This is a genomic window from Nostoc sp. DedQUE12b, assembly GCF_034530835.1.
Lineage (GTDB): Bacteria > Cyanobacteriota > Cyanobacteriia > Cyanobacteriales > Nostocaceae > Nostoc.
On record NZ_JAVRCI010000004.1, the window covers coordinates 89,654 to 114,870 of the forward strand.

The window sequence follows — 25,217 nt, forward strand, 5'->3', positions numbered from 1 at the left end:
CATCCAAAACCGCAAATTTTCACACACAGCCACCAAACACCGCCAGGCCATAATATTTCCAAGGTACTGCAACTGTCTTAAATCCAGCTTTGCTCAACATTTGTAAATGACTATCTAAGCTAGCTAGCTGGTCTTGACTAGAGTAACCTTCAGTAGTGCTGGTGGCACGTTTAGCACGAATCTCTGTCAAATTAATTCCTTGTTCAACTGCCCATTCGTCTCGTGCCGCCTTGTAAACTTCTGCTAAGGCTGGTGATTCTGGTAAAGTAGGATCTGCATTCCAAAAACAGCCGTCTTGAGAGAGGTTAGCAGCAATTCGCTCAAATAACTTCAACTTCATCTCATCATGGAGATGGTGAATTGCCAAAGATGAGACACAAGCATCAAATTCGCTACCAATATCCAACTTCTCTGGATTATTTGCCCAATTGCCAAAATCTGCTTGTATACCAGTCCAGCGTTGTTGATATCCAGCTGCTGTGATTTTCTCTTGGGCAAATTGCAGCATTCGAGGTGAGTAATCTAAGGCAATTATTTGGGCATCTGGAAAGCGATTGAGTATCTTGAGACTAAGTTCGCCTGTACCACAACCTAATTCTAAAATGCGCCGACTTGTGGAAGGTAGAAAACGGACAATTACCTCCAACATCTCATCGTATCGCGGTAACAGTTGGCGAATACCAGTATCAAAATCCGCAGTGTTGGCGAATACCTCTCCGGGAAATACCTGTTGCATGGTGATCGGAACAAATAAACATACTAATCAATATTAATCATCCATCATTACCGAGTTATATGGTACATGGGTGGGAGGAACTTTTAGTATTAAAATATATCGACTAAAATATACTTTGTCAAAAACAACCTACAACATTGCTGAGAGGTTGCTAAAGTCGTCAAAGTGAGGGTAATTATTTGAACGAATCGATTACAACTCAATCTGTTGAATAATCTGCATTGTTTCCACACTGATGGTACAGACTCTTTGTAGTAAATCAATCATTTGTTCTTTGTAATCTGCAAAGCGATATGTTTTGAAATGCAACCCGAATCGATGTTTCTTTACGTGAACCGCCATACTGGATAATTTTTTCTACTTCTGTGTGATATTGGCTAACCACAAGTTTTGACATACTTTATCAAACTTTTATAATTTTATAATGTGCCCAATTTAGCCGCTAGATCGCTTATAGAGCCTCAGAATATCTAACCAATAAAAGTGAAAATCGTTTTGGGATGTCCATAAAAACTAAGAGAAGCGATTAATCACGTCTCTGCAAAAGATTTTATATAAATACACTCACAATTTTAATGATGTTGAGATGTCATTCTATGTCTGTAACCACAATCTACTTGGTTAAACATCGCTATTGAATTTATAGTGATATAAGCTAAAGTAATTAGTTCCGTAAGAAGCTGTCTTTTCACTAAACTCTATCTTCTGTCAGGTGCGAACTTGACATTAAACGTACTAATCTACCTCTACTGGAACAGGCTTCGCTGTGTTTGGTTAGGCAAAAGATGGATTTTAGTCAGACTCTAATTGCAAAAAGTGATGCCATTCTCGCTCAATGGGTAGAAGCGGTTTATCAGGATCAACAAATTGAAGCTACTAATGAACTTACTTTCAAAGCTGTACGGGATAGCTTACCCCGTGTTTTGAAAGCATTAGCAACAGTACTTTCTGAATCTGAAACGAGCGATTTGCAGACAGTAGTAGATGCAAGTTTAGAACACGGCACACTTCGGGCCGAACAGGGATTTGAACCAGCGGAAATTGCGCGAGAGTATCGTTTACTCCGGTTTGTGATTTTTTCCTTTTTAGAAGAAGATTTATTACAAGGATCTGCACAAGAGGTGCTAAGGGCTGTTCGCCTGATTGATACAGTAATCGATGAAGCGATCGCACGTTGCTTTAACAGCTATACTCAAGGACGATTACAAGAGCTTAAACAACTCCAAAGTCAGTTGCGCTTGACTAACCAAGAGCTAACTCGCTTGGTTCGCGCTAATAAAGATAGTATCTCTCATTTGGCTCATGAACTGAAAACGCCCCTGACCTCAATCATCGGTTACGCAGACTTATTTCTGCGCCAGCAGCGTCAACAACCAGAACTCAAAGACACCTATGCAAATCTTGAAAGTATTGAGCGAGTTCTTAAGAGTGGTAGACTTCTTGTCCGGTTAATTAATGATACTTTGGAAATTTCGCGCTATGATGCCGGACAGATGAAATTGCAGCCTACTTTAACCGATGTGCGTAGTTTAATCAACTTTGTTTTAGAGATGATTGAACCATTAGCGCGTGCTAAAGAATTATCCTTGGTTGTTGAATGCGAACGCGCCCCAAGTCAAGTTAACACAGATCCGCTTCGGCTTCAGCAAATTCTGACAAATCTGCTGAGTAACGCAATTCGCTACACAGAATCTGGTTCAATTCATTTGGAGTGCTGGACGGTATCTCAACAGCAGTGGGCTATTTCTGTTACTGATAGTGGTATTGGTATTTCTCCAGATGCTCAAGCACAAATCTTCAATCCCTATTTTCGGGAAGTAACTGTTCCCCAAGTGCAAAGTTCTGATGGTACAGGATTAGGTTTAGCAATAGTCTCTCGATTGGTTCAGTTAATGGATGGTGAAATTAAAGTAGATTCACAGCTAGGAAAAGGGTCTACATTTACAGTAATTTTGCCATTAGAAGCGATTGCTACGACGGGTTACGCCTACACTTCGTTATAGGCTACTAGCCAGAAGTTTGTAAGTGTTGTGGAGAAAAGTTAGAGGAGTCGCAAGACTTTTAGATGTGATGTAGTGGCTCATTTCACGTTGCCCAAAAGACGACACTGAAAGCATTGGACACGAGCAAATCATTTGAGCAATTTTGCATTTCTCATCATCGAAGGCGATCAGCTGCATTTCGCAATCGTTCAGCACAATTCTTGGTAATTGGGCTACCATGTGCCACACAAATTACGCATAGGTTAGGAATGTTGTCTGCTAACGATCTTAACCACTGTTGGTAGGCATGGCGATCAGATAGGAAAAACCATCGCCCAAATCGAGTGATCCCAAAGAAATCACTGCCTCCAAGCCATCCAAACATGGAACTTCGTTCAGGAATATTCTGTTGCAGATAAGATTGAGTTAGGTTGAAAAGAATGTCAGTAAAAACAAGCGCTTTTCCGGTGAGCAACGATAGTTCATAGACCAGTTCTTGCTCGTAGATACCAGCGGGTCTGTGACACTCGATTCCATAAGCTGGTAGAACTTCTTCAGCCGTGCCATCAACTGATACAACCTCTTCAACATAAGGTCTTGCCGCTGCCGGGCAAACGATCGTGAGTTGTGGATAACGTTGCTTATACACTGCTGCATCAAGTCGGTGAATGCGATTGGGCACAATCAAAATATGGGGATTTCCTAACGCTTCAAGCTTCTGCATTTCTGTCTCGTTCAGGGCGATCGCACTGTGAATTAGCAGCGTGGAATCGGGTAGGCGATATAGCACCATCTCTCGTGGCGGCGCAACTCCGGGCAGAATACCTGTGATATGCCAAAGTTGAGGAGCAAGTTCTTCAATCGAGCCATGAGGCAGAACATTACCCTCCCAGGTGTCAATGGCTCCATCCGCTTGAGATGGCTTTGTCGCAGCCAGGGCAGAAAGAAACAGATTTCGTCCTAGCGAATGGCTACTACCAGCTTTTGCATTCATAACGTAACCCCATTCCTGCATTGCGCTTTTCTTGCTATGCAGGTCAGTCATTTAATCCTTTCTACTAGCATAGAATCAGCGATCGCACTAACTGCATATTAAAGCGTTCGACCTATGGTTGATTACCGCTTTGCTACAACTCAAAATTTAAAACTTGAGAGTAAAATTGCAACTTAAACTGGTGCGTTACACTGCGTTAACGCACCTACCAATTACCTACTCGTCAATTTGACCAACGCGGCGGATATTCAAAATGTCAGTCATTTTCTTAATTTGGACAAAGACTTGCTCTAGTTGAGAGCGATCGCGTATATCTATTCCTAAGTCGATCAATGCAGGTTGACCAACAGAGGTTTTCACCTGAGCATGGCGGACATTGATTCCTTGGTCACTCAACCGTGACAAAATATCTTTTAGTACTCCTACGCGGTCAAGAGCTTCAATTTGAACATCCACAGGGTAAGTGTGCGGACGACCACTATTTTCGGCGGCTGGGTTCCACCTAACTGGTACTAAGCGCTCATACTCCACAGTTTCCAGATTATGGCAGCCTTGGCGATGAATTGAAATCCCCCTACCTCGCGTTACCACACCAATAATTGGTTCGCCAGGAATCGGGGTACAACAGCCAGCTAAATAATATACCAAACCTTCCACCCCAAAAATTGGCGAATCAGTGGAACGTGAGGTAGTTGGAGGTGCATCTCGTAAAGCTTTTGATGTCGCTGGTTCTTTGGGGATAAATAGCGACACAGTGGCAACTGGTTGTTGTCCCTTCGCTACTTCTCGCCAGCGATTTAGCACTAGGTTCAACGTAATTTCTCCATAACCCAAACCAGCGAGTAAATCTTCCACACTGTGGTAGTTACACTTTTCGGCGACAATATGCATCGCATCCGACTTTAGCAAACTATCAAAACCAGTTTTACCAAGTTCCTTTTCTAACAATTCTCGTCCACGGGCGACATTTTCTTCCCGGCGCGATCGCTTGTACCATTGTTTTATGCGATATTTCGCCGCCGAACTTCTCACAAAGTTCAACCAATCCAGACTCGGATGGCAGTTCTTTTGGGTGAGAACTTCTACAATATCGCCATTATGTAGCCGTGTTGAAAGAGATACCATTCGCCCATTCACCCGCGCCCCTGAACAATGGTTTCCCACTTCCGTATGAATCCGATAAGCAAAATCCACCGTGGTAGAACCGGGGCTTAAAGGAACAACATCCCCCTTAGGGGTGAAGACATAGACATCATCTTCAAATAGATTATCTTTGACGCTATCAAGATATTCTTGTGCATCCTTGAGATCAGTTTGCCATTCCAGCAGTTGCCGCAGCCAAGTAAACTTGTCATCTGTCGCTGTCAAATGGCTAATACTAGAACCTCCTGTTTCTTTGTACTTCCAATGGGCGGCAATCCCATACTCGGCGATATGATGCATTTCGATTGTCCGAATTTGCACTTCTAAAGGACGGCCAGTTAATCCAATCACCCCAGTATGCAACGACTGGTAACGGTTAGGCTTTGGTAGTCCAATATAGTCCTTAAATCTGCCAGGAATTGGGCGAAAAGCATCATGAACCACCGCCAACGCCCGATAACATTCTTCATTGGTTTGAACAATTATTCGCAGCGCCGCCAAATCGTAAATTTCATGAAATTCCTTTTGCTGGCGGTGCATTTTTTGGTAAATGCTATAAAGGTGCTTGGGGCGACCGCTAATATCCTGAAAGCGGATTCCGGCTTGCTGCAAACGTTCTCGCAAAATATCTGTAGCTTTGGCCAACTTCTCTTCTCGCGCCGTCCGTTTTTCGGAAACATGCTCTTGCATTTGGCGAAAAGCTTCTGGTTCCAAATACTTAAAAGCCAAATCTTCCAGTTCCCATTTAATTCGCCAAATTCCCAAGCGATTGGCTAAAGGTGCGAATATATCTCGCGTTTCCTGGGCACTGCGGCGGCGGCTGGCTTCTGACATGTATTGTAAAGTTCGCATATTATGCAAACGATCTGCCAATTTCACCACAATTACCCGAATATCTTGCGCCATTGCCAAAAACATCCGCCGGAAGTTTTCGGCTTGGCTTTCGGTTTTGCTGGTGAAATTGATCTTAGAAAGCTTGGTGACGCCTTCAACCAATTGCCGCACTTCTGGGCCAAAGCGTTCTTCTATTTCTTGACTTGTAACTTCTGTATCTTCAACGACATCATGGAGAAATCCAGCTGCTATCATAGCAGCACTGCCTCCCAAATCACGCAGCAATTCAGCCACAGCAATGGGATGGGCGATGTATGGTTCTCCCGATTTGCGGTATTGGCCTTCATGCAGTTTGTAAGCAAATTCAAATGCCCGACCAATTAAGACGGCATCATTATGCCTTCGGTCATCTTCCGCTGCACCGCTAATTGTTGATGACTCCTTCAAACATTTTTTTAACCATTCGGGAATGGCAAGGTCAACTGATGAATTTATCGCTATACTGCTCATACAATTTGGGTTTAGAGAGGATCGGTAGATAAGTGAATGATAAATAAAACTAGCAGCATCGCCCTGAAAAGATGCCGTTGCCCAAAGACGGGTGAAAAAAGCAGTGTAAGGATTTCTCCAATTGCAATAGCATAGCCTTAGCTACGCAGGAGCGTTTGGTAGTCATCCAGTTTGAGTTTCAAGGATCGTTAAAGAAAGAAAATCCATTGATGGCAAACAAAGCCCCAAATCGAGATTTGAGGCTTTTAGTGCTGATAAGTGTTTAAGAAAGTTTATTGTAGAAGAAAAATTACTTGACATTAATACTATCTTAACTAGCACTGGATGTCTTTAAACCGTGAGAAATATCTGGCATTCGTAACTTTATTAGAGCAATTACGCTCCGATGCCACAATTACCCAAATCGTTGCGCCAGAACTGCGGCAGCGTGTAGCCACGTTGCAGCAATTTTTCGGGCAACAGATTGTGCCTTTGGCTGATGAAAACTGGCGAGTGCAGTCTTATCAAACGGAGATGAGCAAGCAATTGCGCCTGTTGGAAATAGATGTGATGTTTTTCCAAGGAGCGCGGCAAGCATCTACTGTACAAACGAGACTTCAAACGATTAGCGATCGCTTGACAACCCTCATTGAATACTGTGATGCCATTCTGAAACCAGAAGCGGAAGGAGAAAAATAACAATTGTTCACCTTTTTCTCTAATTTTTCCATCATCTCATTTATGACCTATGATGGAAAGTTATTTTGCTAACAAGTTGTCATTTGTCATTTGTCATTGGTTATTCCGTTTCCCTCATCTCCCCATACCCTATGTTCCACTCTCAATGCCTTTGAGCAGAAGGTTCATGGTGCGGCGCATGTATGCTTCTACTGGCTCGGTTGTGGGTTTGAAGATCAGTGCATAATATAGTGAACCGCTTACAAGGTCGATAATTAAGTCTACGTCTGCATCCTTGTGAATTTCGCCTCTGGACTTGGCACGCTCAAGTATTTTAGAAAAGGCTTCACGTCTGAGTTTGGTATATTTTGTCCAATACACCTCGGCAAATTGAGGATTGCTAGACGCTGTACTAACAATCAGCGCAAGTGTCTGACGACCAAGGGGACTATCTATTTTTTTGGCGGCATTCTTAATCAGGATATCCATATCTCCCCAAAAGCTGTCGGTATCGGGGATCGCTAAATCATCTCTGAGACTTTCTATCGCGTCTGCAACTAGTTCTTCTTTGGAAGTATAACGCCGATAGATGGTTGTTTTACCAACTCCAGCACGAGAAGCGATCGCTTCTATACTCATGCTTTCATATCCTACCTCTGCAAGCAGATCCAAAGTTGCTTGCAGAATCGCTTGGTCGGCGTGGATGCTGCGTGGGCGTCCAGAGGTGCTGTTGATTTGCTTACTCATAAAATATCATCCCCAAGCAATATCTTTTTGGACATTGGCTTCTACTTTTGGGCATAGAACATAGCTTCTGAGAAAGAAAATAAGCCTCATAACCCAATTCTCATGCACTAAAACAGCAGCAATGACTATCCATCTTTAGCATAGGTATTTCTGCCGCTTTTCAGGAAAAACTCTCTTGACCGTTTTAATATGATACGCTACCGTAGCGTATATATACAATACTTAATTTTAGCTTTGGCATTCCTTGACATCTCCCAAATATTATTTGTGCTAAATAATGGCTATCAACATTAAAGGTTCTAGTTTTGACCAATTTGGTTATGTCCACGGGCCATTGAAGTGGGCGATCGCTTTTACGGCTTCCCTCGGTGCAATACTAGAAGTAATTGATACTAGTATTGTTAACGTTGCCCTGACAGATATACAGGCTAGTTTGGGTGCAACTGTTAGTGAAGTTGGCTGGGTGGTAACTGGATATGCGATCGCAAATGTCGTCTTAATTCCCTTATCTGCATGGCTGGGAGATTACTTTGGACGCAAAACCTACTTTATCTTCTCGTTGATTGGCTTTACCCTGGCCTCGGTTTTATGCGGTTTGGCATTTAATCTGCCGATGCTAGTTTTTTCTCGAATTCTTCAAGGTTTGTGTGGTGGAGGGTTGCTAGCTAAAGCCCAAGCGATTTTATTCGAGACATTTCCACCTGCTGAACAAGGTTTAGCACAGGCAGTTTTTGGAGTAGGTGTAATTGCTGGCCCAGCCATCGGCCCGACTTTAGGGGGATTTTTGGTAGATGGTTTGGGCTGGCGGTGGATTTTCTTTGTTAATATTCCCTTCGGGATCGTTGCAGTGGCGATGTCAGTGGTATTTTTGCCCAAAGACAAAGACAAAAGTGAGACACAAAGCCAAGCCGTCGATTGGTTCGGGATTGGGTTTTTAGTTATCGCTATTGGGTGTATGCAAACTTTGTTAGAGGAAGGAGAGAAAGAGGACTGGTTTTCCTCCAGTTTCATCACCACATTAGCGATCGCCAGTATTATCGGCTTGGGGTTGTTTATTTGGCAAGAAGTGAAAACAGATCACCCTGCTGTAGATTTGAGAGTTTTGCGCCACCGTTCTTTAGCTGCGGGAAGCGTTCTCTCAGCAGTGGTGGGTATGGGGCTTTATGGCACGCTCTTTGCTGTGCCGATATTTGCTCAGAGTGTGCTGCACTTTACGGCAACGCAGACAGGACTATTGTTAGCGCCTGGTGCTTTAGCGTCTGCGATCGTTATGGTTTTATTAGGCAAACTGTCTAGTAAGATTGATGCCCGATTTTTAATTGCAATGGGTGCTGTCGGCTCGTCTGGAGTCATGTTTCAACTAGCAGCAATTACCCCACAAACTGGCATAGATGATTTATTTTGGCCATTGGTATGGCGTGGGGCTTTTACTGTGTTGATGTTTCTCCCTTTGAGTTTGGCAGTTTTAGGCCCGCTACCCAAACAGGATATTTCTGCCGGCTCTGGTTTCTACAACCTCACCCGACAATTGGGTGGTAGCATTGGCATTGCTCTACTCACCACTTTGCTTGATCGGCGAGAAGCTTTTCATCGAGCCATCTTATTAGCAAAACTTAGTCCTTATGACTCAGAAACCAGTCAGCGCCTTGATGCGCTCAACGGGGCACTCCAAAGCCAAGGCATGGATGCGACAACAGCGCAACAACAAGCACTAGCTTTATTGAGTCAAATAGTAGATATTCAAGCTGCGGTTTTATCTTACGCAGATTGCTTTCGAGTAGTAGGGATAGGGTTTCTTTGCTCATTACCTCTGTTGCTATTTCTAGGTAAAGGCGGTGCAGGAGTGAAAGCGCCAGTCGGGCACTAGGGTAAAGGAAATAGCGATCGCATCCCTATTCTAAATTCTCTGACTGCAAAACTGCGTAATAACACGGCTTCAGAATTATTCTTTGCCGAAAGTCACAGCCGAAAATTAATATACACGGATTGATTTAGATGAAAAAAGTAAAAGTCCCACTCAGCTTTGAGCGGGACTATATGAAGTCTTATTGCTAAAATGAGAAATCTTGATCTTAGAAAAAGTTCATTATTGTAATAACCCCAACGCTGGTTAACATCATTAAAGCGCCCATAATTATAGACTGGCCTAATGGATTGCTGAATTTTGCGTTGTTCATTTAAGTAAAATCCTTTTTATTAATAGTTCCTTAACCATATCAAAATCAGTATAAATATCTATAAAAATCCTGTAAAACTTAAATTATCGTAAATTTTCTTAATAAACCTCTCACTTTGATTTATGTATTAATTGTTGCTAAGTATAAAATATGGTTATTTTTCTTGTGCTTGCTCTTCATTCTCCATTCTCAAAATGTAGTAATTTCCACACAAAATAATTACCTTATCTCCGAGCGGAATACGCGTCTTAATGCAGTAAGATCGATCTTAATCAAGGTAGAAATATTTGAATAGAAGATTATCATGACAGTCTCCACGGCATCTAGAAACCAAGCGATCGCTTTTGACTTAGACAAATTAAATGAACAATTTGAAACTGCCACTCCCAAAGAAATACTGGCATGGTCTATAGAGAATATCCCAACGGGACTGGTGCAAACAAGCGCCTTTAACGTGGATGACATGATAATTACCCATATTCTTTACAGCGAACTGAAGCATCCCGTTCCTGTGATCTTTCTCGACACTTTGCACCACTTCCCTGAAAGCCTAGAATTAGTTGCCAAAGCCAAACAAATCTATAATCTGGATTTGCAAACTTTCACAACTCCAGACGTAGACACCCGCGAAGCCTTTGAAGCCAAATACGGCGACAAACTTTGGGACACGGATATTGCCAAATTCCACCACATTACAAAAATTGAACCACTACTACGGGGTTTAGACGAACTCAACAGCGTCGCTTGGATTACCGGACGCCGCCGTGACCAAGCAGTAACCCGTGCGAATATGCCCATATTTGAATTTGATGCTAAAGGTCGGCTGAAAGTAAATCCCATTGCTACTTGGACACGTCAAGATAGTTGGGTTTATGTGGCTGAACATGGAGTCATCTACAACCCCCTCCACGACCAAGGTTATCCCAGCATCGGCGACCAACCCATCACCACCAAAGTAGGCGAAGGCGAAGACGAACGCGCCGGACGCTGGCGGGGAAGTGATAAAACAGAATGCGGAATTCATATTTAGTCATTGGTCATTTGTCATTTGTCACTTGTACTGAGTTTCGACACAACGACTGCGCTCAGTGCATCGCTGAGCGGTAATTGAGCGACTTGTACTGAGCGTAGTCGAAGTAAGTCGAGATTCAACTACTGCGAACGCGTAGCGTCTCGTAGAGAAGCCGTTGGCGTGGTAACAGAGCGTAGCCGTACCCCTCCGGGGAAGCAAGCTACGCGCAGCGTCTCGTAGAGAAGTGCAGCCTCTCCAAGAGTTGTATTTGTCATTAGTATTAGACAAAGGGCAAATGACTAAGAACAAAGGACAAATATGATTAAAATCCTCCATCTCTCCGATATTCACATGGGAAGCGGCTTTTCCCACGGACGAATTAATCCGGCAACGGGATTGAATACACGGTTGGAGGATTTTGTCAATACATTGTCTATATGTATTGACCGAGCGTTGACAGATGCTGTTGATATGGTGATATTTGGTGGCGATGCTTTCCCGGATGCTACACCACCGCCTTATGTACAACAAGCTTTTGCCAGCCAATTTCGCCGTCTGATGGATGCCAATATTCCAACAGTGCTGTTGGTAGGCAACCACGACCAACATTCCCAAGGACAGGGAGGGGCGAGTTTAAATATTTACCGCACTTTGGGAGTGCCAGGGTTTGTTGTTGGTGATACATTAACTACGCACTGCATCGAAACCCGTAATGGCAAAGTGCAAGTAATTACCCTGCCTTGGCTGACTCGTTCGACTTTGATGACTCGCCAAGAGACTGAAGGTTTGTCTTTGGCGGAAGTCAACCAACTATTAACGGAACGTCTGCGAGTTGTTTTAGAAGGGGAAGTTCGCCGTCTTGACCCCGATGTGCCTACTATCCTTTTAGCTCACTTGATGTCTGACAATGCTAGCTTGGGTGCAGAACGCTTTTTGGCGGTGGGTAAAGGCTTTACTCTGCCCCTATCTTTGCTGACGCGACCTTGTTTTGATTATGTAGCATTGGGACACGTCCACCGCCACCAAAATCTGAATAAATCCAACAACCCGCCGGTAATTTATCCAGGCAGTATTGAGCGGGTAGATTTTAGTGAAGAAAAAGAAGACAAAGGTTATGTGATGCTGGAACTGGAGCGGGGAAGTGCTCAATGGGAATTTTGTCCCTTAACAGTTCGGACTTTCCGCACCATTGAGGTGGATGTCTCGAAAGCAGATGAGCCGCAAGCGGTGTTAATGAAAGCGATCGCCAAGTATGATATTCAAGATGCTGTAGTGCGGCTAATTTACAAACTCCGCTCTGAACAGATGGATTTAATTGACAGTCCCTCTCTACATACTGCTTTAAGTCCCGCTCACACCTACACCATTCAAGCAGAATTAGTGAGTCAATTAGCTCGCCCCCGCATTCCTGAATTGAGTGCAAGTAGCAGTATCGACCCAATGGAAGCGTTGAAAACTTACTTGAACAATCGCGAAGACCTCAAAGATATTGCAACCTCAATGATGGATGCAGCACAAAAGTTGCTAGCAGATGATGTGGAAGTTTGGCTGGAAGCAGCAACTAATGAGTAGGTGAAAATAATTTGTAATTAACAATTAATTATTATGGAATAACGTAGACGCTTCTCTACGAGACGCTACGCGAACGGCTTGCCGCAGGCTACCGCAGAAGCGCCGAGGGCACGGAGAAATCAGAGTTTTAAAGGTATTTTGTGTAAGCCCTTTTTCCACTCTCCAAAATATATGACGCAAACAATCCAAGCAAAGGTCATCGACTTACGCTATTTAATTGACAACTTTGGTATTGAGTTAGTTTTGGATGGCTCATTCTTCCGTGAATGGCAAGAAGATTTACCAGAAATCAATGATTTAGATAAACAACTTTTAGATAAGGTAAAAACGGGTTATTTTAATCTTCTTAATTACCCACCTTTACTGGAAGATGTAGTCAGAATGGCAGTTGTAAACCCATTGCTTTTTATTGGGGATTTTTATCTAGCTCCGTATTATGTAAAATCAGAAGAATCTATAGATATTGCTGTGCCAGATGAAGATGTAATTATCAAAGGTAGAATAGATACCTTAGTTTTAAAAGAGCAATTTTGGCTAATGATTATTGAGTCTAAAAGAGCTTCGTTTTCAGTCGAACAAGGACTCGCACAAATTCTTGCTTATCTGTTAGGAAATCGAGATAATGATAAACCTAGTTTTGGTATGATTGCTACGGGAAGCGAGTTCATTTTCGTCAAATTAGTGCAAGCAAATCCACCACGTTATGCTTTATCAAAGGGTTTTTTGATGCGTAACCCTGGAAATGAGTTGTACGACGTGCTACGTATACTGAAACGCCTGACTCAGTTGGTGAGTGTTTAAACCTTATTGCCTGATTATATATTCTCACAACAGGGGCGATCGCTCTTTCAATAATGAGAGAATAATTAATATAGTATAAATTCAGAAAATAAGAACGATGAAGCGAGAATTTAATGTAATTCTCGAACAAGATGCAGATGGCTACTTTGTTGCTTCCGTCCCAAATCTTCCTGGTTGTCATACGCAAGCCCAAACTTTAAATAAGTTAATGGAGCGTATTAAAGAAGCGATTGAACTTTGTTTAGAATTTGAAGAAGAAGAGCAGGATTCACTGTACTTTGTTGGTATTCAGCGAGTCGCAGTTGAGATATGAGTCAATTCCCAAGCGTCACAGGACATGAAGTTATTGCAGCCCTTAGCAAAGTCGGTTTTGAAGTGGCTATTCGTGGCAATCATTATATTATGATACATAGCGATGGGCGTAGGACAGTAGTTCCCGTACATTCAGGTGAAACAATTGGTCGTGGTTTGCTAGCACAAATAATACGCGATTGCCAAATAACTCGTGAAGAATTTAGGGAATTATTGTAAGTATTGATGCCTTTGAGAATTAGACATTTATATACAGATAATTGATAGTCTTAATGAAGGCGATCGCTAAATATGATACTCAAGATGCTATGGTGCGGCTACTTTATTTTAAAAACAGCTTTACTGGCTAAAGAAAATCGAGTTTCTACTACTGTTTTGTATTATTAATCACATATTTTTTCGCAAATATTATGTATGCAGCCGGATTGTTTCGCTTTCCAACAGAAAAACCCGTTTTTTGAAATGCCTTGGTAAATCAGATTTATTTGTTACTTTTGATCGTTACTTGTTCACTAAGTAAAAAAAAATTAATCCAGATGATAAATATTATTCTATATATCCTATAATTCTCCTAATCACGGTATGCATGTAGAAATACCGTAGATTTAGGGGTGATTCTAATGAGCAAGTCGCAACAACCGACACAGTTAAGTAAATTTCTAAGTGAAGGGATACAGGCTTCTGTCATGAAAGCTTTGCAGACTATACAACTCCGGTATCAACACGCAATTAAAAGTTGGTTGAATGGACGCAGTGTACAAAGCTTTCTGAGTCTGTTTTTAACAAGTATTTTTTTGAGTATAGCAGTTGCTTCCTGTTCTGGAAGCAGTTCAGCTAGCAAAAATGATGTTAAGCTAAAACTTGTATCTTTCTCTGTCACCAAAGCCGCTCATGACCAGATAATTCCCAAATTTGTCGAAAAGTGGAAGCAAGAACACAATCAAAACGTTACATTTGAGCAAAGTTATGGTGGTTCTGGCGCTCAAACTGCTGCTGTCATTAACGGTTCGCAAGAAGCAGACATAGTACATTTGGCACTTCCCCTAGATGTCAACAAAATTCAACAAGCAGGTTTGATTAAATCAGGTTGGGAAACCAAAGCACCGAGAAGTGGTATTGTTAGTAGATCGGTTGCTGCGATCGTAACTCGCGAAGGCAATCCGAAAGGCATTCAGAATTGGGCAGACTTGGCAAAAGATGGCGTAAAAGTGATTGCGGCTAACCCAAAAACTTCTGGTATTGCTATCTGGGAATTCTTGGCTTTCTGGGGTTCGGTGACTCTAACAGGTGGTGATGAAGCAACAGCGCTAGATTACGTCACCAAAGTTTATAAAAATACCCCAATTCTAACGAAAGATGCTCGTGAAGCTAGCAATTTATTCTTCCAAAAAGGTCAGGGAGATGTCTTAATCAACTATGAAAATGAGGTAATTTTGGCGGGTAAAAATGGGACAAAGTTGCCTTATATTGTACCCCAAGTCAATATTTCCATTGATAATCCTGTAGCGGTAGTTGATAAAAACGTCGATAAACACAGTACAAGAGAAGTTGCACAAGCATTTGTTGATTTTCTTTACTCCACAGAAGCTCAACAGGAATTCGCAAAATTACAATATCGTCCTGTTAACCCTACCGTTAGCCAAGAAGTAGCATCACAACATCCACCAATTAAAACTTTATTCACATCTCAAGATTTAGGTGGTTGGGATATTATCCAAAACAAGTTTTTTGGAGATGGAGCAATTTTTGACAAAGTTCAAGCTGCGAGCAAAGCATGATATCTGTTTTTTTCATGTTGCATTCTCTACAGTTGACAAATAGTCAAGTAGAAAGAATTCTCAGTCACTTTATATCAATGGATAATTTATGAGCTTTCGTAGCCGATTTCAGAATAGCTTTTTCCTAATATCTTTAATGCTTAGTGCTAGCAGTATCACTGCATGTAACAGTGGACAAGAATTGAAAAGTCAGGTGAGTCTTGATGGTGCTGCTGTAGGGTTTCCTGTTTCATTAGCAGTTGCAGAAGAATACGGCAGAGGTAAGCCTGAGGCTAAGGTTAGTGTTGCCTCAAGTGGTACAGGTGGTGGTTTCAGTAAATTTTGTAATGGCGATATTGATATTGCTGGTGCTTCTCGTACTATTAGAGATGAAGAAATCAAAAAATGTAAAAGTAAGAATATTGAATTTGTCGAGTTGCCTATAGCTTTAGACGGCATCGCCGTGATTGCTAACCGTCAAAATAACTTCGCCAAATGTCTAACTATTAAGGAACTTGGCAAGATTTGGGGTGCTAAATCAGATGGTAAAATCTTGACTTGGAATCAAGTTAATCCCAAATTCCCCAACGAAAAGCTGAAGTTGTATGCTCCAGCTTCTGATACTGGAACATTTGATTATATGACTCAAGCTGTTACTGGGAAAGCCAAGAATGGCCGTACAGATTACACTCCGAGTCACAATCAAAACCTCCTAGTACAAGGTGTGTCAGGTGATGTATCAGCCTTGGGTTATGTCGGGATATCTTACTACATTCAAAACCAAGAAAAACTCAATTTAGTTGCTGTAGAAAGTCCTACAGGAAAATGTGAAAAACCAGTTCCTGTAGATAATGTCATCAAAAATATCTACACACCTTTGTCTCGTCCTCTGTTTATATATGTCAGTAAAAAATCCTTAGATACTAAGCCAGCAGTCAAAGAATTTGTAGATTTTTATCTAGAAAATTCTTGGAAGTGGGTAGATAGTGTTGGTTATGTGGCATTACCAGATGAAGCTTACGTCAAAGTCAAACAAAAGTTTGCTACTGGTGAAACTGGGACAAAATTTAAAAAAGCAAAACCAGGTGAACCAATCACAAACTTTATTTAAATAAAATCTCAGTTATTGTAGTCTGAGTAGAGTTAAAACTTAACTGTTTATGCAAAATATCAATTCTCAAAAAGATCCTTCTCTATTATCTAGACAGTCACTGGATAAAAATCCCTCTGAAGATATATCTGAAAAGATTGTTGCAGTAGTTTTATTTGCTTGTGCTTTAGTCTCAGTTCTGACTACCTTTGGTATTGTCGTAATTATCTTTCAGGAGACATTCGGTTTTTTCCAAGAAGTTTCCTTTGCTGAATTCTTTCTTGATACTAAATGGACACCTCTATTTGCAGATAGACATTTTGGCGTTTGGCCGTTAATTAATGGCACTTTTTTAACGACAGCTATTGCAATGGCAGTTGCTATTCCTTTGGGGTTATCTTCTGCTATTTATTTAAGTGAGTATGCTCAACCAAAAGTGGCAGCAGTTTTACGTCCAGCAGTGGAGCTTTTAGCGGGAATACCTACAGTAGTATATGGTTACTTTGCGCTGTTATTCGTCACACCATTACTACGGTATATTATTCCTCTGGAAATATTCAATGCCTTGAGTGCAGGATTAATGATGGGGGTAATGATTACTCCTACTGTTGGCTCCATCAGTTTAGATGCTATTCGAGCAGTTCCAGGCTCTTTGCGAGAAGGATCTTATGCTATAGGTATTACTAAACTAGAAACCATTTTTAAAGTAGTTTTACCAGCCGCACTTTCTGGAATCATCGCCTCAATTATATTGGGTATTTCTCGCGCTGTGGGTGAAACAATGACTGTCCTCATCGCCGCCGGATTACAGCCAAAGCTGACTGTTAATTTTGCGGAATCAATAGAAACAATGACAGCTTATATGGCACAAATTTCTGGTGGAGATAGTCCGCGTGGTAGTCTCAATTTCAAGACATTATATGCTGTAGGCGCTGTTTTGTTTTTAATTACCCTAGCTTTGAATATTGTTAGTTACTGGATTGCAAATCGCTTTAAAGAAAAATACGATTAATTAATAAGTATGGCTACAAGTTATAAACCAAATAATCCTCTAGATTCTACACCAGAATTTACCGATAATGTTGAAAGTAGGGAGACATTAGGAAAAGTATTTGAAGTAATTTTTTTATTAGGATTACTGATTGGTTTATTTATCCTAGCATTGCTACTTTTTGATATTTTTAAAGACGGATTAGGCAGATTTTTAACACCTGGTTTTCTTACAGAAACTCCTTCTCGTTTTCCTGACCAAGGTGGTATCCGTCCTGCAATTATCAGCAGTGTTCTTTTGGGAACTATTGTGATTTTGGTTACTGTTCCTATTGGTGTGGGAGCAGCTTTATATCTAGAAGAGTATGCACCGAAAGCTTGGTGGACAGCGATTATTGAGATTAATATCAGTAATCTGGCGGGTGTACCTTCTATTGTCTACGGATTACTGGGTTTAGGAGTTTTCAATTATTTGCTTAGGTTTGGCCCTGCTTTGATTTCTGGTGCATTGACTTTATCTTTGTTGTCTTTGCCAGTAATTATTGTGACAGCTAGAGAAGCAATTCGCGCCGTCCCAGATTCCTTGAGAAATGCTTCCTATGGCTTAGGTGTCACCAAATGGCGAACTATCAGCAGTCACGTTTTACCTTATGCTATTCCCGGTATTCTGACTGGAGTGATTATTTCTGTATCCCGTGCGATTGGTGATGCAGCATCTCTAATTGTTGTCGGTGCTGTGGGTTTTCTTACCTTTAACCCTGGTTTGTTCCAGAGATTTATGGCATTACCCATTCAAATTTACAGTTACATTACTCGTCCTGAACCGGGTTTTGCTGATGCAGCCGCAGCGACAATTATTGCGTTGTTACTCTTGATTTTAGTTTTAAATGGTGTAGCAATTTATATCCGACAACGCTTTTCAATACGTTAGATAATTAAATATCTAATTGGATACTTTCACAGATATTAGGAAATACGCAAAATGACTTATAGCAATAGTAGAAGTAAATCAGATACTGCCACAATCGACCAAGATAATGGTGTGTTCAATGTTGAAGGTGTGAAGGTCTACTATGGAGGATTTCTGGCACTTTTAGATGTCTATCTAAAGATTCCTGAAAAACAAATTATTGCTTTTATTGGCCCTTCAGGATGTGGTAAAAGTACCTTATTGCGTTGCTTCAATCGCATGAATGATTTAATACCTGGAGCTAAGGTAGAGGGTAGACTGAATTATCGCGATCGCAACATTTACGATCCTAAGATCAATTCTGTAAAATTGCGCCGCCAAGTGGGAATGGTTTTTCAAAGACCAAATCCTTTTCCCAAGTCAATATACGAAAATATTTCCTTTGGGCCGCGGGCTAACGGTTACAAAGGTAACATTGATGAATTGGTGGAAGATTCCCTCAGACGCGCTGCTATCTGGGATGAAGTTAAAGACAAACTCAAAGAAAAGGGTACTGCATTATCTGGCGGACAACAACAACGACTTTGCATAGCAAGAGCGATCGCAATGAAGCCAGATGTATTATTGATGGATGAACCATGTTCTGCTCTCGACCCAATTTCTAGCCGCCAAGTAGAAGAACTGTGCTTGGAACTCAAGGAGCAATACACCATCATCATGGTGACTCACAATATGCAGCAAGCTTCTAGAGTCGCAGATTTCACGGCTTTCTTCAATACAGAAATTGACGAGCAAGGCAAACGTCGCGGCAAATTAGTTGAGTTTAATCCTACCGCGCAAATGTTCAGTTCTCCTCAAACCAAAGAAGCTGAGGATTATATCAGTGGACGCTTCGGTTAGGGAATTCCAGTTAAAAAACATCTTATCGTAGGGGTGCAAGACCTTGCACCCCTACAAATATACAAATAATTTTATTGCGATCGCCAAAACGGAGTCGCGTAGATGCTATCAAATTTTTGCTGACCTAAAACACATCAAAGTTTTAATTCTGGAAAATATGCTGAGGCTTAATAGTACTAAATTAAAGTAATATTTGTATTTAGTATTTATACTGTGTATTATGTTTAAGCCTCTGTCATTTGCTTTAGTTGTAGCTACGATTATAGTGGCATCAATCAATAATCCTACTGCTACTTTAGCTCGAACTTGTGCCTCTAAGTGTGGGTCGCACCCAATTCAGTTTACACCTGGGCAACACATCCGAGTTGAAGTTGTAAATAACACACCTAACCTAATTAAAATCCAAAAACCCTCTGGGACTGATGCAATATCCCTAAGTCCAGGGCAGAAATTAAGTTTAGAAGAAATAGAGGGTACAGAACCAAATACATCTTTGATATTTTGGAGCGAAAAGGGTTTATCACTACAAGCAATTGTCTCTAAACTTAACTTTGGCACATTGCGGCTAGAACTCCGTCCGACTTGGCGCTCTCCGGGCGATCGCTCGTTATATATTATGGATGATGGTAGAATCAACGTGTTTTAGATAGCAAATAATGTTATGAGTTATGAGTTATGAGTTAAAAAACAACTTTGAATTAAAAACAGACGCGATTAATCGCATCTCTACTCCTAACTCTTGTACAGACGCGATTAATCACGTCTCTATTCCTAACTTGTATTGTGCTAGAACGACCTGTATCTGAACTATCAAAACCTCACCGACGCTTACCCGATCAGCGCTGGCAAATTTACCCGCAAAAACCAGAATTAGCCCAAAATTTGGCAGCTTTGACAACTATTTCACCCATTGTCAGCCAGTTGTTGATTAATCGGGGCATGGAAACACCAGAACAGGTACAAGCATTTTTAAATCCAGAGTCTTTAGTTTTGCCTTCGCCGTTAGAAGATTTCCCAGATTTGGCGATTAGTTTGGAGTTGTTGCAAAATGCGATCGCTTCTCAAACAAAAATTGCTATTTGTGGTGATTATGATGCTGATGGTATGACCAGCACTGCTCTACTTTTGCGTAGTCTCCGCACTTTAGGCGCACAAGTAGATTATGCTATTCCCAGTCGGATGCACGAAGGTTACGGTATCAATAAACGTATAGTTGAAGAATTCCACAGCGAAGGTGTGGGATTAATTCTCACTGTAGATAATGGTATCTCTGCGTTTGAACCAGTCACTAGAGCTAGAGAACTTGGTCTTTCAGTTATTATCACCGATCATCATGATATCCCCCAAAAATTACCACCAGCTAACGCTATCCTCAACCCCAAACTAATAGCTGAATCTTCACCTTATCGGGGTGTTGCTGGTGTTGGTGTTGCTTACATTTTGGCAGTTTCTCTTGCACAACAGCTAGGGGAGACTAAGGGCTTGATCCAGCCGATGCTAGCACTGTTTACGTTGGGAACGATCGCAGATTTAGCCCCCTTAACTGGTGTAAATCGCCGTTGGGTGAAACGTGGTTTACAGCATTTACCCAAATCCAACTTAGCTGGGGTACAGGCGTTGATTCAGGTAGGCGGCGTGCAAGCCAGGGGAGATGAGGGAGCAAGGGGAGCAGGGGAGCAGGGGAGCAGAGGAGCAGAGAAGAAAATTGCCAATCCAAAATCTTTAAAGCCTGAAGATATTGGGTTTCGCTTGGGGCCGCGAATTAATGCTATTGGCCGGATTGGTAATCCCCAGACTGTGATTGAATTGCTGACTACAGATGATATGGGGGTGGCGCTGGAAAGAGCAATGCAATGCGAACAAGTCAACGCCTCTCGCCAAGAGATGTGTCAACAAATTGAACAAGAAGCGATCGCTTATGTAGAAACAGAATTCGTTGCATCTCTACAGCAAGATCGTGTATTAATTGTTGTTCAACCCAATTGGCATCATGGCGTTATTGGCATTGTCGCCTCCCGCTTGGTAGAACGCTACGGTGTTCCGGTGTTCATCGGTACTTATGAGGATGAGGGACATATACGCGGTTCTGCACGCTCAATTCCAGAGTTCCATGTATTTGAAGCTTTGGAATATTGTCACGATTTACTAGGCAAATTTGGCGGACACAAAGCAGCCGGGGGATTCTCTTTACCAGCAGAGAATTTAAAGATGTTGCGATCGCGTTTAATTGATTTTGCTAACCAGTGTCTTGAACCACAACATCTCAAGCCTCTGCTCAAAATTGATGCTGAAGTCAACCTCAATCACATTAATCAGCAGCTTTATCAACAGCTTAATGCTCTCCACCCTTGCGGTATGGACAACCCCGATCCAGTTTTTTGGACACCTAATGTTCAAGTAGTTGAGCAAAAAATTGTCGGGAAAGGTCACATTAAACTGACAATTGCGCAAACTATTGATAATCAGGAGTATAGAATTAAAGCGATCGCTTGGCGTTGGGGCGACTACTTCCGCTTACCACCGCGTGTGGATGTCGCTTACAAACTGCGAGAAAATTACTTTAACGGTAACACCAGCATCGAATTAGAGTTAATAGGTGTCAGATTGCCAATTGAGATTCAACAATTTTTTGCTTCGCCACCTATCCAGTCAAGCACCACCTTTGAGTGTAACCAGCGACAATATACTTGTGGTTTCTATAAAAATGGTATTAAAGCAGAATTAAGAATTAGAAATTCTGAAGGCAAAGTCTTAGCCATACAGCCAGGACATATAATCGGTTTACTGGGCACTAATCGTCAAAATGCCAAAGAAGTTGATATCTCTCAGCCACAGTATGACAGTATTATCCAAGCTGCCCTTCAGGCGTTATCAGTACTGAGTGCTGAGTTATGAGTTATGAGTTATGAATTCTTAAATTAACTTCTCACTCTTAACTGTTAACTCCTTAGTCAGCACTCAGCACTCTTATAGGTTGCCGTTGCGAAATGCCAGCACAAAGATTACTGCTGGGCCAGCAATCACGATGAGCGCCACGGACAACAATTGGAAAATAACTTCCCAATTGATACTGGTAAAAGCATTAAACAAGTCAGATACAGCGTCAAACATTTTTCCTTTTCTCCTCCCAATAGTCTTAAAAAATTCAATAACTTAAATTAGAAAACCCGAAATCGATCATATATGGCTATGGACTGTTAGATTTAATTTACTTAACAAAATTATAAGAAAAGATATAAAAACGTAAAATAGGGGGATTGGGCATTGGGCATGGCTCAAGAATCAATAGTTCTTTCCCCTGCCTCCCCTGCTCCCCCGTTCCGCACTCCCTAATCCAAAATGTCAACTTGGCAATGTGTAAAGCAATGTGGAGCCTGCTGTAATCTCGATCCAGCAGAGCGTCCAGACTTGGAAGAGTATCTCTCACCACCAGAACTAGAACTCTACCTCAGCATGGTAGGCGAAGGGGGATGGTGCGTTAATTTCGACCATACCACGCGAGAATGTCGCATCTACCCCAATCGTCCGCGCTTCTGCCGTGTAGAATCAGAAGTATTTCAAGATATGTATGGGGTTGAACCAGAAGAAGTCAACGATTTTGCTATTGACTGCTGTCGCCAGCAAATAGAAGGAGTTTATGGCGATCGCAGTTTAGAAATACTACGCTTCGACCAAGCTGTTGGCCTTTGATATGCAACCCTCCTTTTTTTGTGTGAGATTGCAATTTATGACAAAAATATGAGAAAATGATAGAAATATGAAAACACCCTAGCAACCAAAACTACTGCTTGTGAAACTTGATTCTGCACCTTTGGAGATTTCTGCCATATCTCACACTGAGATCGAGCTAGAACTGGAAGACAGCAATAATTTTAACTTAACTCCTGCGATCGCTTTGTCAGTTCAGCCTGTAATTGCCGATAGTCCTCAAAAGCAGCAATCAGCGCTAGTAGTTTTTGGTACGACTTTTGTAACCATTTTTCTAGCAGAAATTGGAGATAAGACTCAGCTATCCACTCTGTTAATGAGCGCACAATCTCATTCGCCGTGGGTAGTATTTATCGGATCTGCGGCGGCGCTAATAACCACCAGCTTATTAGGTGTGCTTTTAGGTAGTTGGATAGCCAGCCGACTCAGCCCAAAAACCGTAGAAAAATCAGCCGGCGTGATGCTGTTGGTAATTTCCCTAATGCTATTTTGGGATGTATTTACTAGTCATTAGTCATTAATCATTAATTTCTCTCACTCACGCATAAATAATATGGATTGGCATCTTTTAGGACTGAGCTTTATTACGGTTTTTTTATCAGAATTGGGTGACAAAAGTCAGCTAGCGGCGATCGCACTTTCAGGACGTTCTAATTCTCCACGTGCAGTATTTTTCGGTGCAGCAGGCGCATTGCTGTTGACAAGTCTGTTGGGATCGTTAGCAGGGGGTGCAGTAGCCGAATTACTACCTACACGTGTGTTAAAAGCGATCGCGGCTGTAGGATTTGCCATTCTTGCTGCACGCCTGCTGTTATTTAACAATGAACCATCAGCAGATTCTGAACAAACACCTTAGAGAAGAATTCAGAATCCAGAATCCAGGAATCAGAATTATTCTTCGTCAGGTATTGGAACTCGGTAAAGTTTTTAACTAGTATCACTTAGTAATTCGACCCTTTAACCAGGTCAGTAACCATCGGACTCGAATTAATACTGAATCCTCACCGGAGGCGGAGCGTCTCCGACTCCGCTCCTGAGTTTTGAATTCTTATTTACAAAAGTTCCCAAGCAGTTCCTTTGTAGCCGTATTGAAAAATTTCTGGATGCAAAATTTCTGCCAAAATTTCTAGAGAATCTACCAGTCGCGGCCCTGGACGATTAAAGTAAGAATTGCCATCAGTAATGTAAACTCTACCAACTGCGGTAGCGTGTAGTTTTTCCCACTCTGGACGTTGAGTTAATAAATTGGCTTCTTTGCGAGTACGATTTAAATCAAAGCCACAAGGCATAAAAACAATTACATCGGGATTAGTTGTTAATAGTGTTTCCCACGGCAAGATCGGAGAAGGCTGACCTGTAGCGCAAAATAGAGACTGTCCTCCTGCTAAGTTAACTAATTCAGGAATCCAATTAGCGGCGACCATCAAAGGATCAGTCCACTCGATACAGGCGACAGTAAGCAGTTCATCTAAAGAAAGTCCTTGGATTTTTTGCTGACAAATTTTGACGCGAGCTTCTAAATTTTCTAAGACTTTTACCGAGTCTACACCAAAAATATTGCCGACTCGCTCAATGTCAGCCCAAACATCCGAAAGAATATTGGGTTGTAAAGAAATAATCTGAGGTTTACTGTCAATCAGTGTAGCAACTGCATTTTCAACATCGTGTAAGCTAACAGCACAAACATCGCACTGGTCTTGAGTGAGAATATGGGTAGGCTGCAATTGCTCTAAAACATCTGTTTTGATTTCATAAATACTAAGAGCAGATTGCAATAAATTGTTCACTTCGTCGTGAATTTGGCTGCTGGAGGCATCACTGTTTAAACGTGCTTGGGTACAAATGGGGCGATTGAGGATTTCTGGAGGGTAATCACATTCGTGCGATCGCCCCACAATAGCATCAACCAATCCTAGTGTCGCTAAAATCTCTGTTCCACCGGGAATCAGGGAAACAATTCTTACATCGCTATTTGTCATCGCTCCACCTCCGCAAAAGCTTGCCGTTACCTTAAGTTTGGCAGAATTTGAGCCATTAGGTATCTTTCTCTAGGAGAATCAAGGGTATTTTGCTAGTCAGTACTCAGCAAGAAATTGTACTGGGGATTGGGTATTGGGAAAAATCTTTAGCAATCCCCAGTTTCAAATTAAAAATACTATACTACTTATACTACTTGATAGTAGAATTACTTAATAGTGAAATTACTTCAAATGTTAATTATCCCCTGGCAAAAATTAATAGTATGAAGTAACAGAAGTAATAAGCAAAATCTAGCTTATAACTAATTAGCCAGAATTATAAAATTTGATTAGAAAAATTATACTTTCCGGTTATGAAAAACCTTATCAAGTAATTGTAGTTATACAAAGACAGTTTTACTTTTTC

The 25,217-nt window shown here is 41.6% G+C and carries 26 protein-coding genes; 18 read left to right on the forward strand and 8 right to left on the reverse strand.

Annotation, left to right across the window (positions count from 1 at the left end; all coding sequences use genetic code 11):
- Positions 1-19 precede the first annotated feature (19 nt).
- Positions 20-736 (reverse strand): class I SAM-dependent methyltransferase, encoded by a 717-nt coding sequence (locus tag RMY16_RS03375; protein WP_322735173.1) that lies wholly within the window; start codon positions 734-736, stop codon positions 20-22.
- A 192-nt stretch (positions 737-928) separates the two neighbouring features.
- Positions 929-1,078, reverse strand: coding sequence for a hypothetical protein (locus RMY16_RS03380; RefSeq protein WP_322659684.1), 150 nt, complete (start codon positions 1,076-1,078; stop codon positions 929-931).
- A 443-nt stretch (positions 1,079-1,521) separates the two neighbouring features.
- On the opposite strand from RMY16_RS03380, the gene RMY16_RS03385 reads away from it, so the two are divergent.
- The gene (locus RMY16_RS03385; RefSeq protein WP_322735174.1) at positions 1,522-2,739 is read left to right on the forward strand and encodes a HAMP domain-containing sensor histidine kinase; all 1,218 of its coding nucleotides are present in this window, start codon (positions 1,522-1,524) and stop codon (positions 2,737-2,739) included.
- 154 nt (positions 2,740-2,893) lie between these two features.
- On the opposite strand, the gene RMY16_RS03390 is transcribed toward RMY16_RS03385, so the two are convergent.
- Positions 2,894-3,763, reverse strand: coding sequence for a hypothetical protein (locus RMY16_RS03390; RefSeq protein ID WP_322735175.1), 870 nt, complete (start codon positions 3,761-3,763; stop codon positions 2,894-2,896).
- Positions 3,764-3,928: 165 nt separating this feature from the next.
- Complete coding sequence (locus RMY16_RS03395) at positions 3,929-6,199, reverse strand: bifunctional (p)ppGpp synthetase/guanosine-3',5'-bis(diphosphate) 3'-pyrophosphohydrolase (protein WP_322659681.1); 2,271 nt, start codon at positions 6,197-6,199, stop codon at positions 3,929-3,931.
- 324 nt (positions 6,200-6,523) lie between these two features.
- On the opposite strand from RMY16_RS03395, the gene patD reads away from it, so the two are divergent.
- Positions 6,524-6,877 carry a heterocyst frequency control protein PatD gene (gene patD, locus RMY16_RS03400; RefSeq protein WP_322735176.1) on the forward strand — a complete coding sequence of 118 codons (354 nt, stop codon included), beginning with the start codon at positions 6,524-6,526 and terminating at the stop codon, positions 6,875-6,877.
- 129 nt (positions 6,878-7,006) lie between these two features.
- Here patD and RMY16_RS03405 read toward each other — a convergent pair whose 3' ends face one another.
- Positions 7,007-7,603 (reverse strand): TetR/AcrR family transcriptional regulator, encoded by a 597-nt coding sequence (locus RMY16_RS03405; protein WP_322735177.1) that lies wholly within the window; start codon positions 7,601-7,603, stop codon positions 7,007-7,009.
- Positions 7,604-7,880: 277 nt separating this feature from the next.
- On the opposite strand from RMY16_RS03405, the gene RMY16_RS03410 reads away from it, so the two are divergent.
- Both RMY16_RS03410 and cysH read left to right on the forward strand, forming a co-directional pair.
- Positions 7,881-9,470, forward strand: a complete 1,590-nt coding sequence (locus RMY16_RS03410; RefSeq protein ID WP_322735178.1) for a DHA2 family efflux MFS transporter permease subunit — start codon at positions 7,881-7,883, stop codon at positions 9,468-9,470.
- A gap of 614 nt (positions 9,471-10,084) precedes the next feature.
- Positions 10,085-10,810 carry a phosphoadenosine phosphosulfate reductase gene (gene cysH, locus RMY16_RS03415; RefSeq protein WP_322735179.1) on the forward strand — a complete coding sequence of 242 codons (726 nt, stop codon included), beginning with the start codon at positions 10,085-10,087 and terminating at the stop codon, positions 10,808-10,810.
- Between the two features lie 122 nt (positions 10,811-10,932).
- Here cysH and RMY16_RS03420 read toward each other — a convergent pair whose 3' ends face one another.
- Positions 10,933-11,067 carry a hypothetical protein gene (locus RMY16_RS03420; RefSeq protein ID WP_322735180.1) on the reverse strand — a complete coding sequence of 45 codons (135 nt, stop codon included), beginning with the start codon at positions 11,065-11,067 and terminating at the stop codon, positions 10,933-10,935.
- Between the two features lie 43 nt (positions 11,068-11,110).
- Here RMY16_RS03420 and RMY16_RS03425 point away from each other — a divergent pair, with 43 nt between their 5' ends.
- The 11 genes from RMY16_RS03425 (at position 11,111) to RMY16_RS03475 (ending at position 22,019) form a co-directional block, all read left to right on the forward strand.
- Entirely contained in the window at positions 11,111-12,364 is a 1,254-nt protein-coding gene (locus RMY16_RS03425; protein ID WP_322735181.1) for an exonuclease SbcCD subunit D, read from the forward strand.
- Positions 12,365-12,535: 171 nt separating this feature from the next.
- Complete coding sequence (locus RMY16_RS03430) at positions 12,536-13,165, forward strand: restriction endonuclease subunit R (RefSeq protein ID WP_322735182.1); 630 nt, start codon at positions 12,536-12,538, stop codon at positions 13,163-13,165.
- A gap of 97 nt (positions 13,166-13,262) precedes the next feature.
- Positions 13,263-13,478, forward strand: coding sequence for a type II toxin-antitoxin system HicB family antitoxin (locus RMY16_RS03435; RefSeq protein WP_322735183.1), 216 nt, complete (start codon positions 13,263-13,265; stop codon positions 13,476-13,478).
- Entirely contained in the window at positions 13,475-13,696 is a 222-nt protein-coding gene (locus RMY16_RS03440; protein WP_322735184.1) for a type II toxin-antitoxin system HicA family toxin, read from the forward strand. Before RMY16_RS03435 ends, RMY16_RS03440 begins: the two co-directional genes overlap by 4 nt.
- A 401-nt stretch (positions 13,697-14,097) precedes the next feature.
- On the forward strand, positions 14,098-15,255 hold the full coding sequence (locus RMY16_RS03445) for a sulfate ABC transporter substrate-binding protein (RefSeq protein ID WP_322735185.1): 1,158 nt from the start codon (positions 14,098-14,100) through the stop codon (positions 15,253-15,255).
- An 88-nt stretch (positions 15,256-15,343) separates the two neighbouring features.
- Positions 15,344-16,345: a PstS family phosphate ABC transporter substrate-binding protein gene (locus RMY16_RS03450; RefSeq protein WP_322659664.1), complete on the forward strand. Its 1,002-nt coding sequence runs from the start codon at positions 15,344-15,346 to the stop codon at positions 16,343-16,345.
- A 49-nt stretch (positions 16,346-16,394) separates the two neighbouring features.
- Complete coding sequence (gene pstC / locus RMY16_RS03455) at positions 16,395-17,336, forward strand: phosphate ABC transporter permease subunit PstC (protein ID WP_322735186.1); 942 nt, start codon at positions 16,395-16,397, stop codon at positions 17,334-17,336.
- Positions 17,337-17,345: 9 nt separating this feature from the next.
- The gene (gene pstA / locus RMY16_RS03460; protein ID WP_322735187.1) at positions 17,346-18,245 is read left to right on the forward strand and encodes a phosphate ABC transporter permease PstA; all 900 of its coding nucleotides are present in this window, start codon (positions 17,346-17,348) and stop codon (positions 18,243-18,245) included.
- 51 nt (positions 18,246-18,296) lie between these two features.
- Positions 18,297-19,124: a phosphate ABC transporter ATP-binding protein PstB gene (pstB, locus tag RMY16_RS03465; RefSeq protein WP_322735188.1), complete on the forward strand. Its 828-nt coding sequence runs from the start codon at positions 18,297-18,299 to the stop codon at positions 19,122-19,124.
- A 220-nt stretch (positions 19,125-19,344) separates the two neighbouring features.
- Positions 19,345-19,770 (forward strand): hypothetical protein, encoded by a 426-nt coding sequence (locus RMY16_RS03470; RefSeq protein WP_322659655.1) that lies wholly within the window; start codon positions 19,345-19,347, stop codon positions 19,768-19,770.
- A gap of 137 nt (positions 19,771-19,907) precedes the next feature.
- Positions 19,908-22,019, forward strand: a complete 2,112-nt coding sequence (locus RMY16_RS03475) for a single-stranded-DNA-specific exonuclease RecJ (RefSeq protein WP_322735189.1) — start codon at positions 19,908-19,910, stop codon at positions 22,017-22,019.
- A gap of 72 nt (positions 22,020-22,091) precedes the next feature.
- Here RMY16_RS03475 and psb30 read toward each other — a convergent pair whose 3' ends face one another.
- Entirely contained in the window at positions 22,092-22,235 is a 144-nt protein-coding gene (gene psb30, locus RMY16_RS03480) for a photosystem II reaction center protein Ycf12/Psb30 (protein WP_069068686.1), read from the reverse strand.
- Positions 22,236-22,463: 228 nt separating this feature from the next.
- Here psb30 and RMY16_RS03485 point away from each other — a divergent pair, with 228 nt between their 5' ends.
- From RMY16_RS03485 to RMY16_RS03495, 3 genes are all read left to right on the forward strand, one after another.
- Positions 22,464-22,814, forward strand: coding sequence for a YkgJ family cysteine cluster protein (locus RMY16_RS03485; RefSeq protein ID WP_322673585.1), 351 nt, complete (start codon positions 22,464-22,466; stop codon positions 22,812-22,814).
- Positions 22,815-22,914: 100 nt separating this feature from the next.
- A complete protein-coding gene (locus RMY16_RS03490; protein WP_322659647.1) occupies positions 22,915-23,346 on the forward strand; it encodes a TMEM165/GDT1 family protein in 432 nt (143 codons plus the stop codon).
- A gap of 39 nt (positions 23,347-23,385) precedes the next feature.
- Positions 23,386-23,688 (forward strand): TMEM165/GDT1 family protein, encoded by a 303-nt coding sequence (locus tag RMY16_RS03495; protein ID WP_099100177.1) that lies wholly within the window; start codon positions 23,386-23,388, stop codon positions 23,686-23,688.
- A 196-nt stretch (positions 23,689-23,884) separates the two neighbouring features.
- Here RMY16_RS03495 and RMY16_RS03500 read toward each other — a convergent pair whose 3' ends face one another.
- Positions 23,885-24,811, reverse strand: a complete 927-nt coding sequence (locus RMY16_RS03500) for a cobalamin-binding protein (protein WP_322659644.1) — start codon at positions 24,809-24,811, stop codon at positions 23,885-23,887.
- Between the last annotated feature and the right edge of the window lie 406 nt (positions 24,812-25,217).

Coding starts and splice junctions, on each gene's coding strand:
- RMY16_RS03375 (WP_322735173.1), bottom strand. CDS start 736: ATGCAACAGGTATTTCCCGGAGAGGTATTCGCCAACACTGCGGATTTT.
- RMY16_RS03380 (WP_322659684.1), bottom strand. CDS start 1,078: ATGGCGGTTCACGTAAAGAAACATCGATTCGGGTTGCATTTCAAAACA.
- RMY16_RS03385 (WP_322735174.1), top strand. CDS start 1,522: ATGGATTTTAGTCAGACTCTAATTGCAAAAAGTGATGCCATTCTCGCT.
- RMY16_RS03390 (WP_322735175.1), bottom strand. CDS start 3,763: ATGACTGACCTGCATAGCAAGAAAAGCGCAATGCAGGAATGGGGTTAC.
- RMY16_RS03395 (WP_322659681.1), bottom strand. CDS start 6,199: ATGAGCAGTATAGCGATAAATTCATCAGTTGACCTTGCCATTCCCGAA.
- patD (WP_322735176.1), top strand. CDS start 6,524: ATGTCTTTAAACCGTGAGAAATATCTGGCATTCGTAACTTTATTAGAG.
- RMY16_RS03405 (WP_322735177.1), bottom strand. CDS start 7,603: ATGAGTAAGCAAATCAACAGCACCTCTGGACGCCCACGCAGCATCCAC.
- RMY16_RS03410 (WP_322735178.1), top strand. CDS start 7,881: ATGGCTATCAACATTAAAGGTTCTAGTTTTGACCAATTTGGTTATGTC.
- cysH (WP_322735179.1), top strand. CDS start 10,085: ATGACAGTCTCCACGGCATCTAGAAACCAAGCGATCGCTTTTGACTTA.
- RMY16_RS03420 (WP_322735180.1), bottom strand. CDS start 11,067: ATGACAAATACAACTCTTGGAGAGGCTGCACTTCTCTACGAGACGCTG.
- RMY16_RS03425 (WP_322735181.1), top strand. CDS start 11,111: ATGATTAAAATCCTCCATCTCTCCGATATTCACATGGGAAGCGGCTTT.
- RMY16_RS03430 (WP_322735182.1), top strand. CDS start 12,536: ATGACGCAAACAATCCAAGCAAAGGTCATCGACTTACGCTATTTAATT.
- RMY16_RS03435 (WP_322735183.1), top strand. CDS start 13,263: ATGAAGCGAGAATTTAATGTAATTCTCGAACAAGATGCAGATGGCTAC.
- RMY16_RS03440 (WP_322735184.1), top strand. CDS start 13,475: ATGAGTCAATTCCCAAGCGTCACAGGACATGAAGTTATTGCAGCCCTT.
- RMY16_RS03445 (WP_322735185.1), top strand. CDS start 14,098: ATGAGCAAGTCGCAACAACCGACACAGTTAAGTAAATTTCTAAGTGAA.
- RMY16_RS03450 (WP_322659664.1), top strand. CDS start 15,344: ATGAGCTTTCGTAGCCGATTTCAGAATAGCTTTTTCCTAATATCTTTA.
- pstC (WP_322735186.1), top strand. CDS start 16,395: ATGCAAAATATCAATTCTCAAAAAGATCCTTCTCTATTATCTAGACAG.
- pstA (WP_322735187.1), top strand. CDS start 17,346: ATGGCTACAAGTTATAAACCAAATAATCCTCTAGATTCTACACCAGAA.
- pstB (WP_322735188.1), top strand. CDS start 18,297: ATGACTTATAGCAATAGTAGAAGTAAATCAGATACTGCCACAATCGAC.
- RMY16_RS03470 (WP_322659655.1), top strand. CDS start 19,345: ATGTTTAAGCCTCTGTCATTTGCTTTAGTTGTAGCTACGATTATAGTG.
- psb30 (WP_069068686.1), bottom strand. CDS start 22,235: ATGTTTGACGCTGTATCTGACTTGTTTAATGCTTTTACCAGTATCAAT.
- RMY16_RS03485 (WP_322673585.1), top strand. CDS start 22,464: ATGTCAACTTGGCAATGTGTAAAGCAATGTGGAGCCTGCTGTAATCTC.
- RMY16_RS03495 (WP_099100177.1), top strand. CDS start 23,386: ATGGATTGGCATCTTTTAGGACTGAGCTTTATTACGGTTTTTTTATCA.
- RMY16_RS03500 (WP_322659644.1), bottom strand. CDS start 24,811: ATGACAAATAGCGATGTAAGAATTGTTTCCCTGATTCCCGGTGGAACA.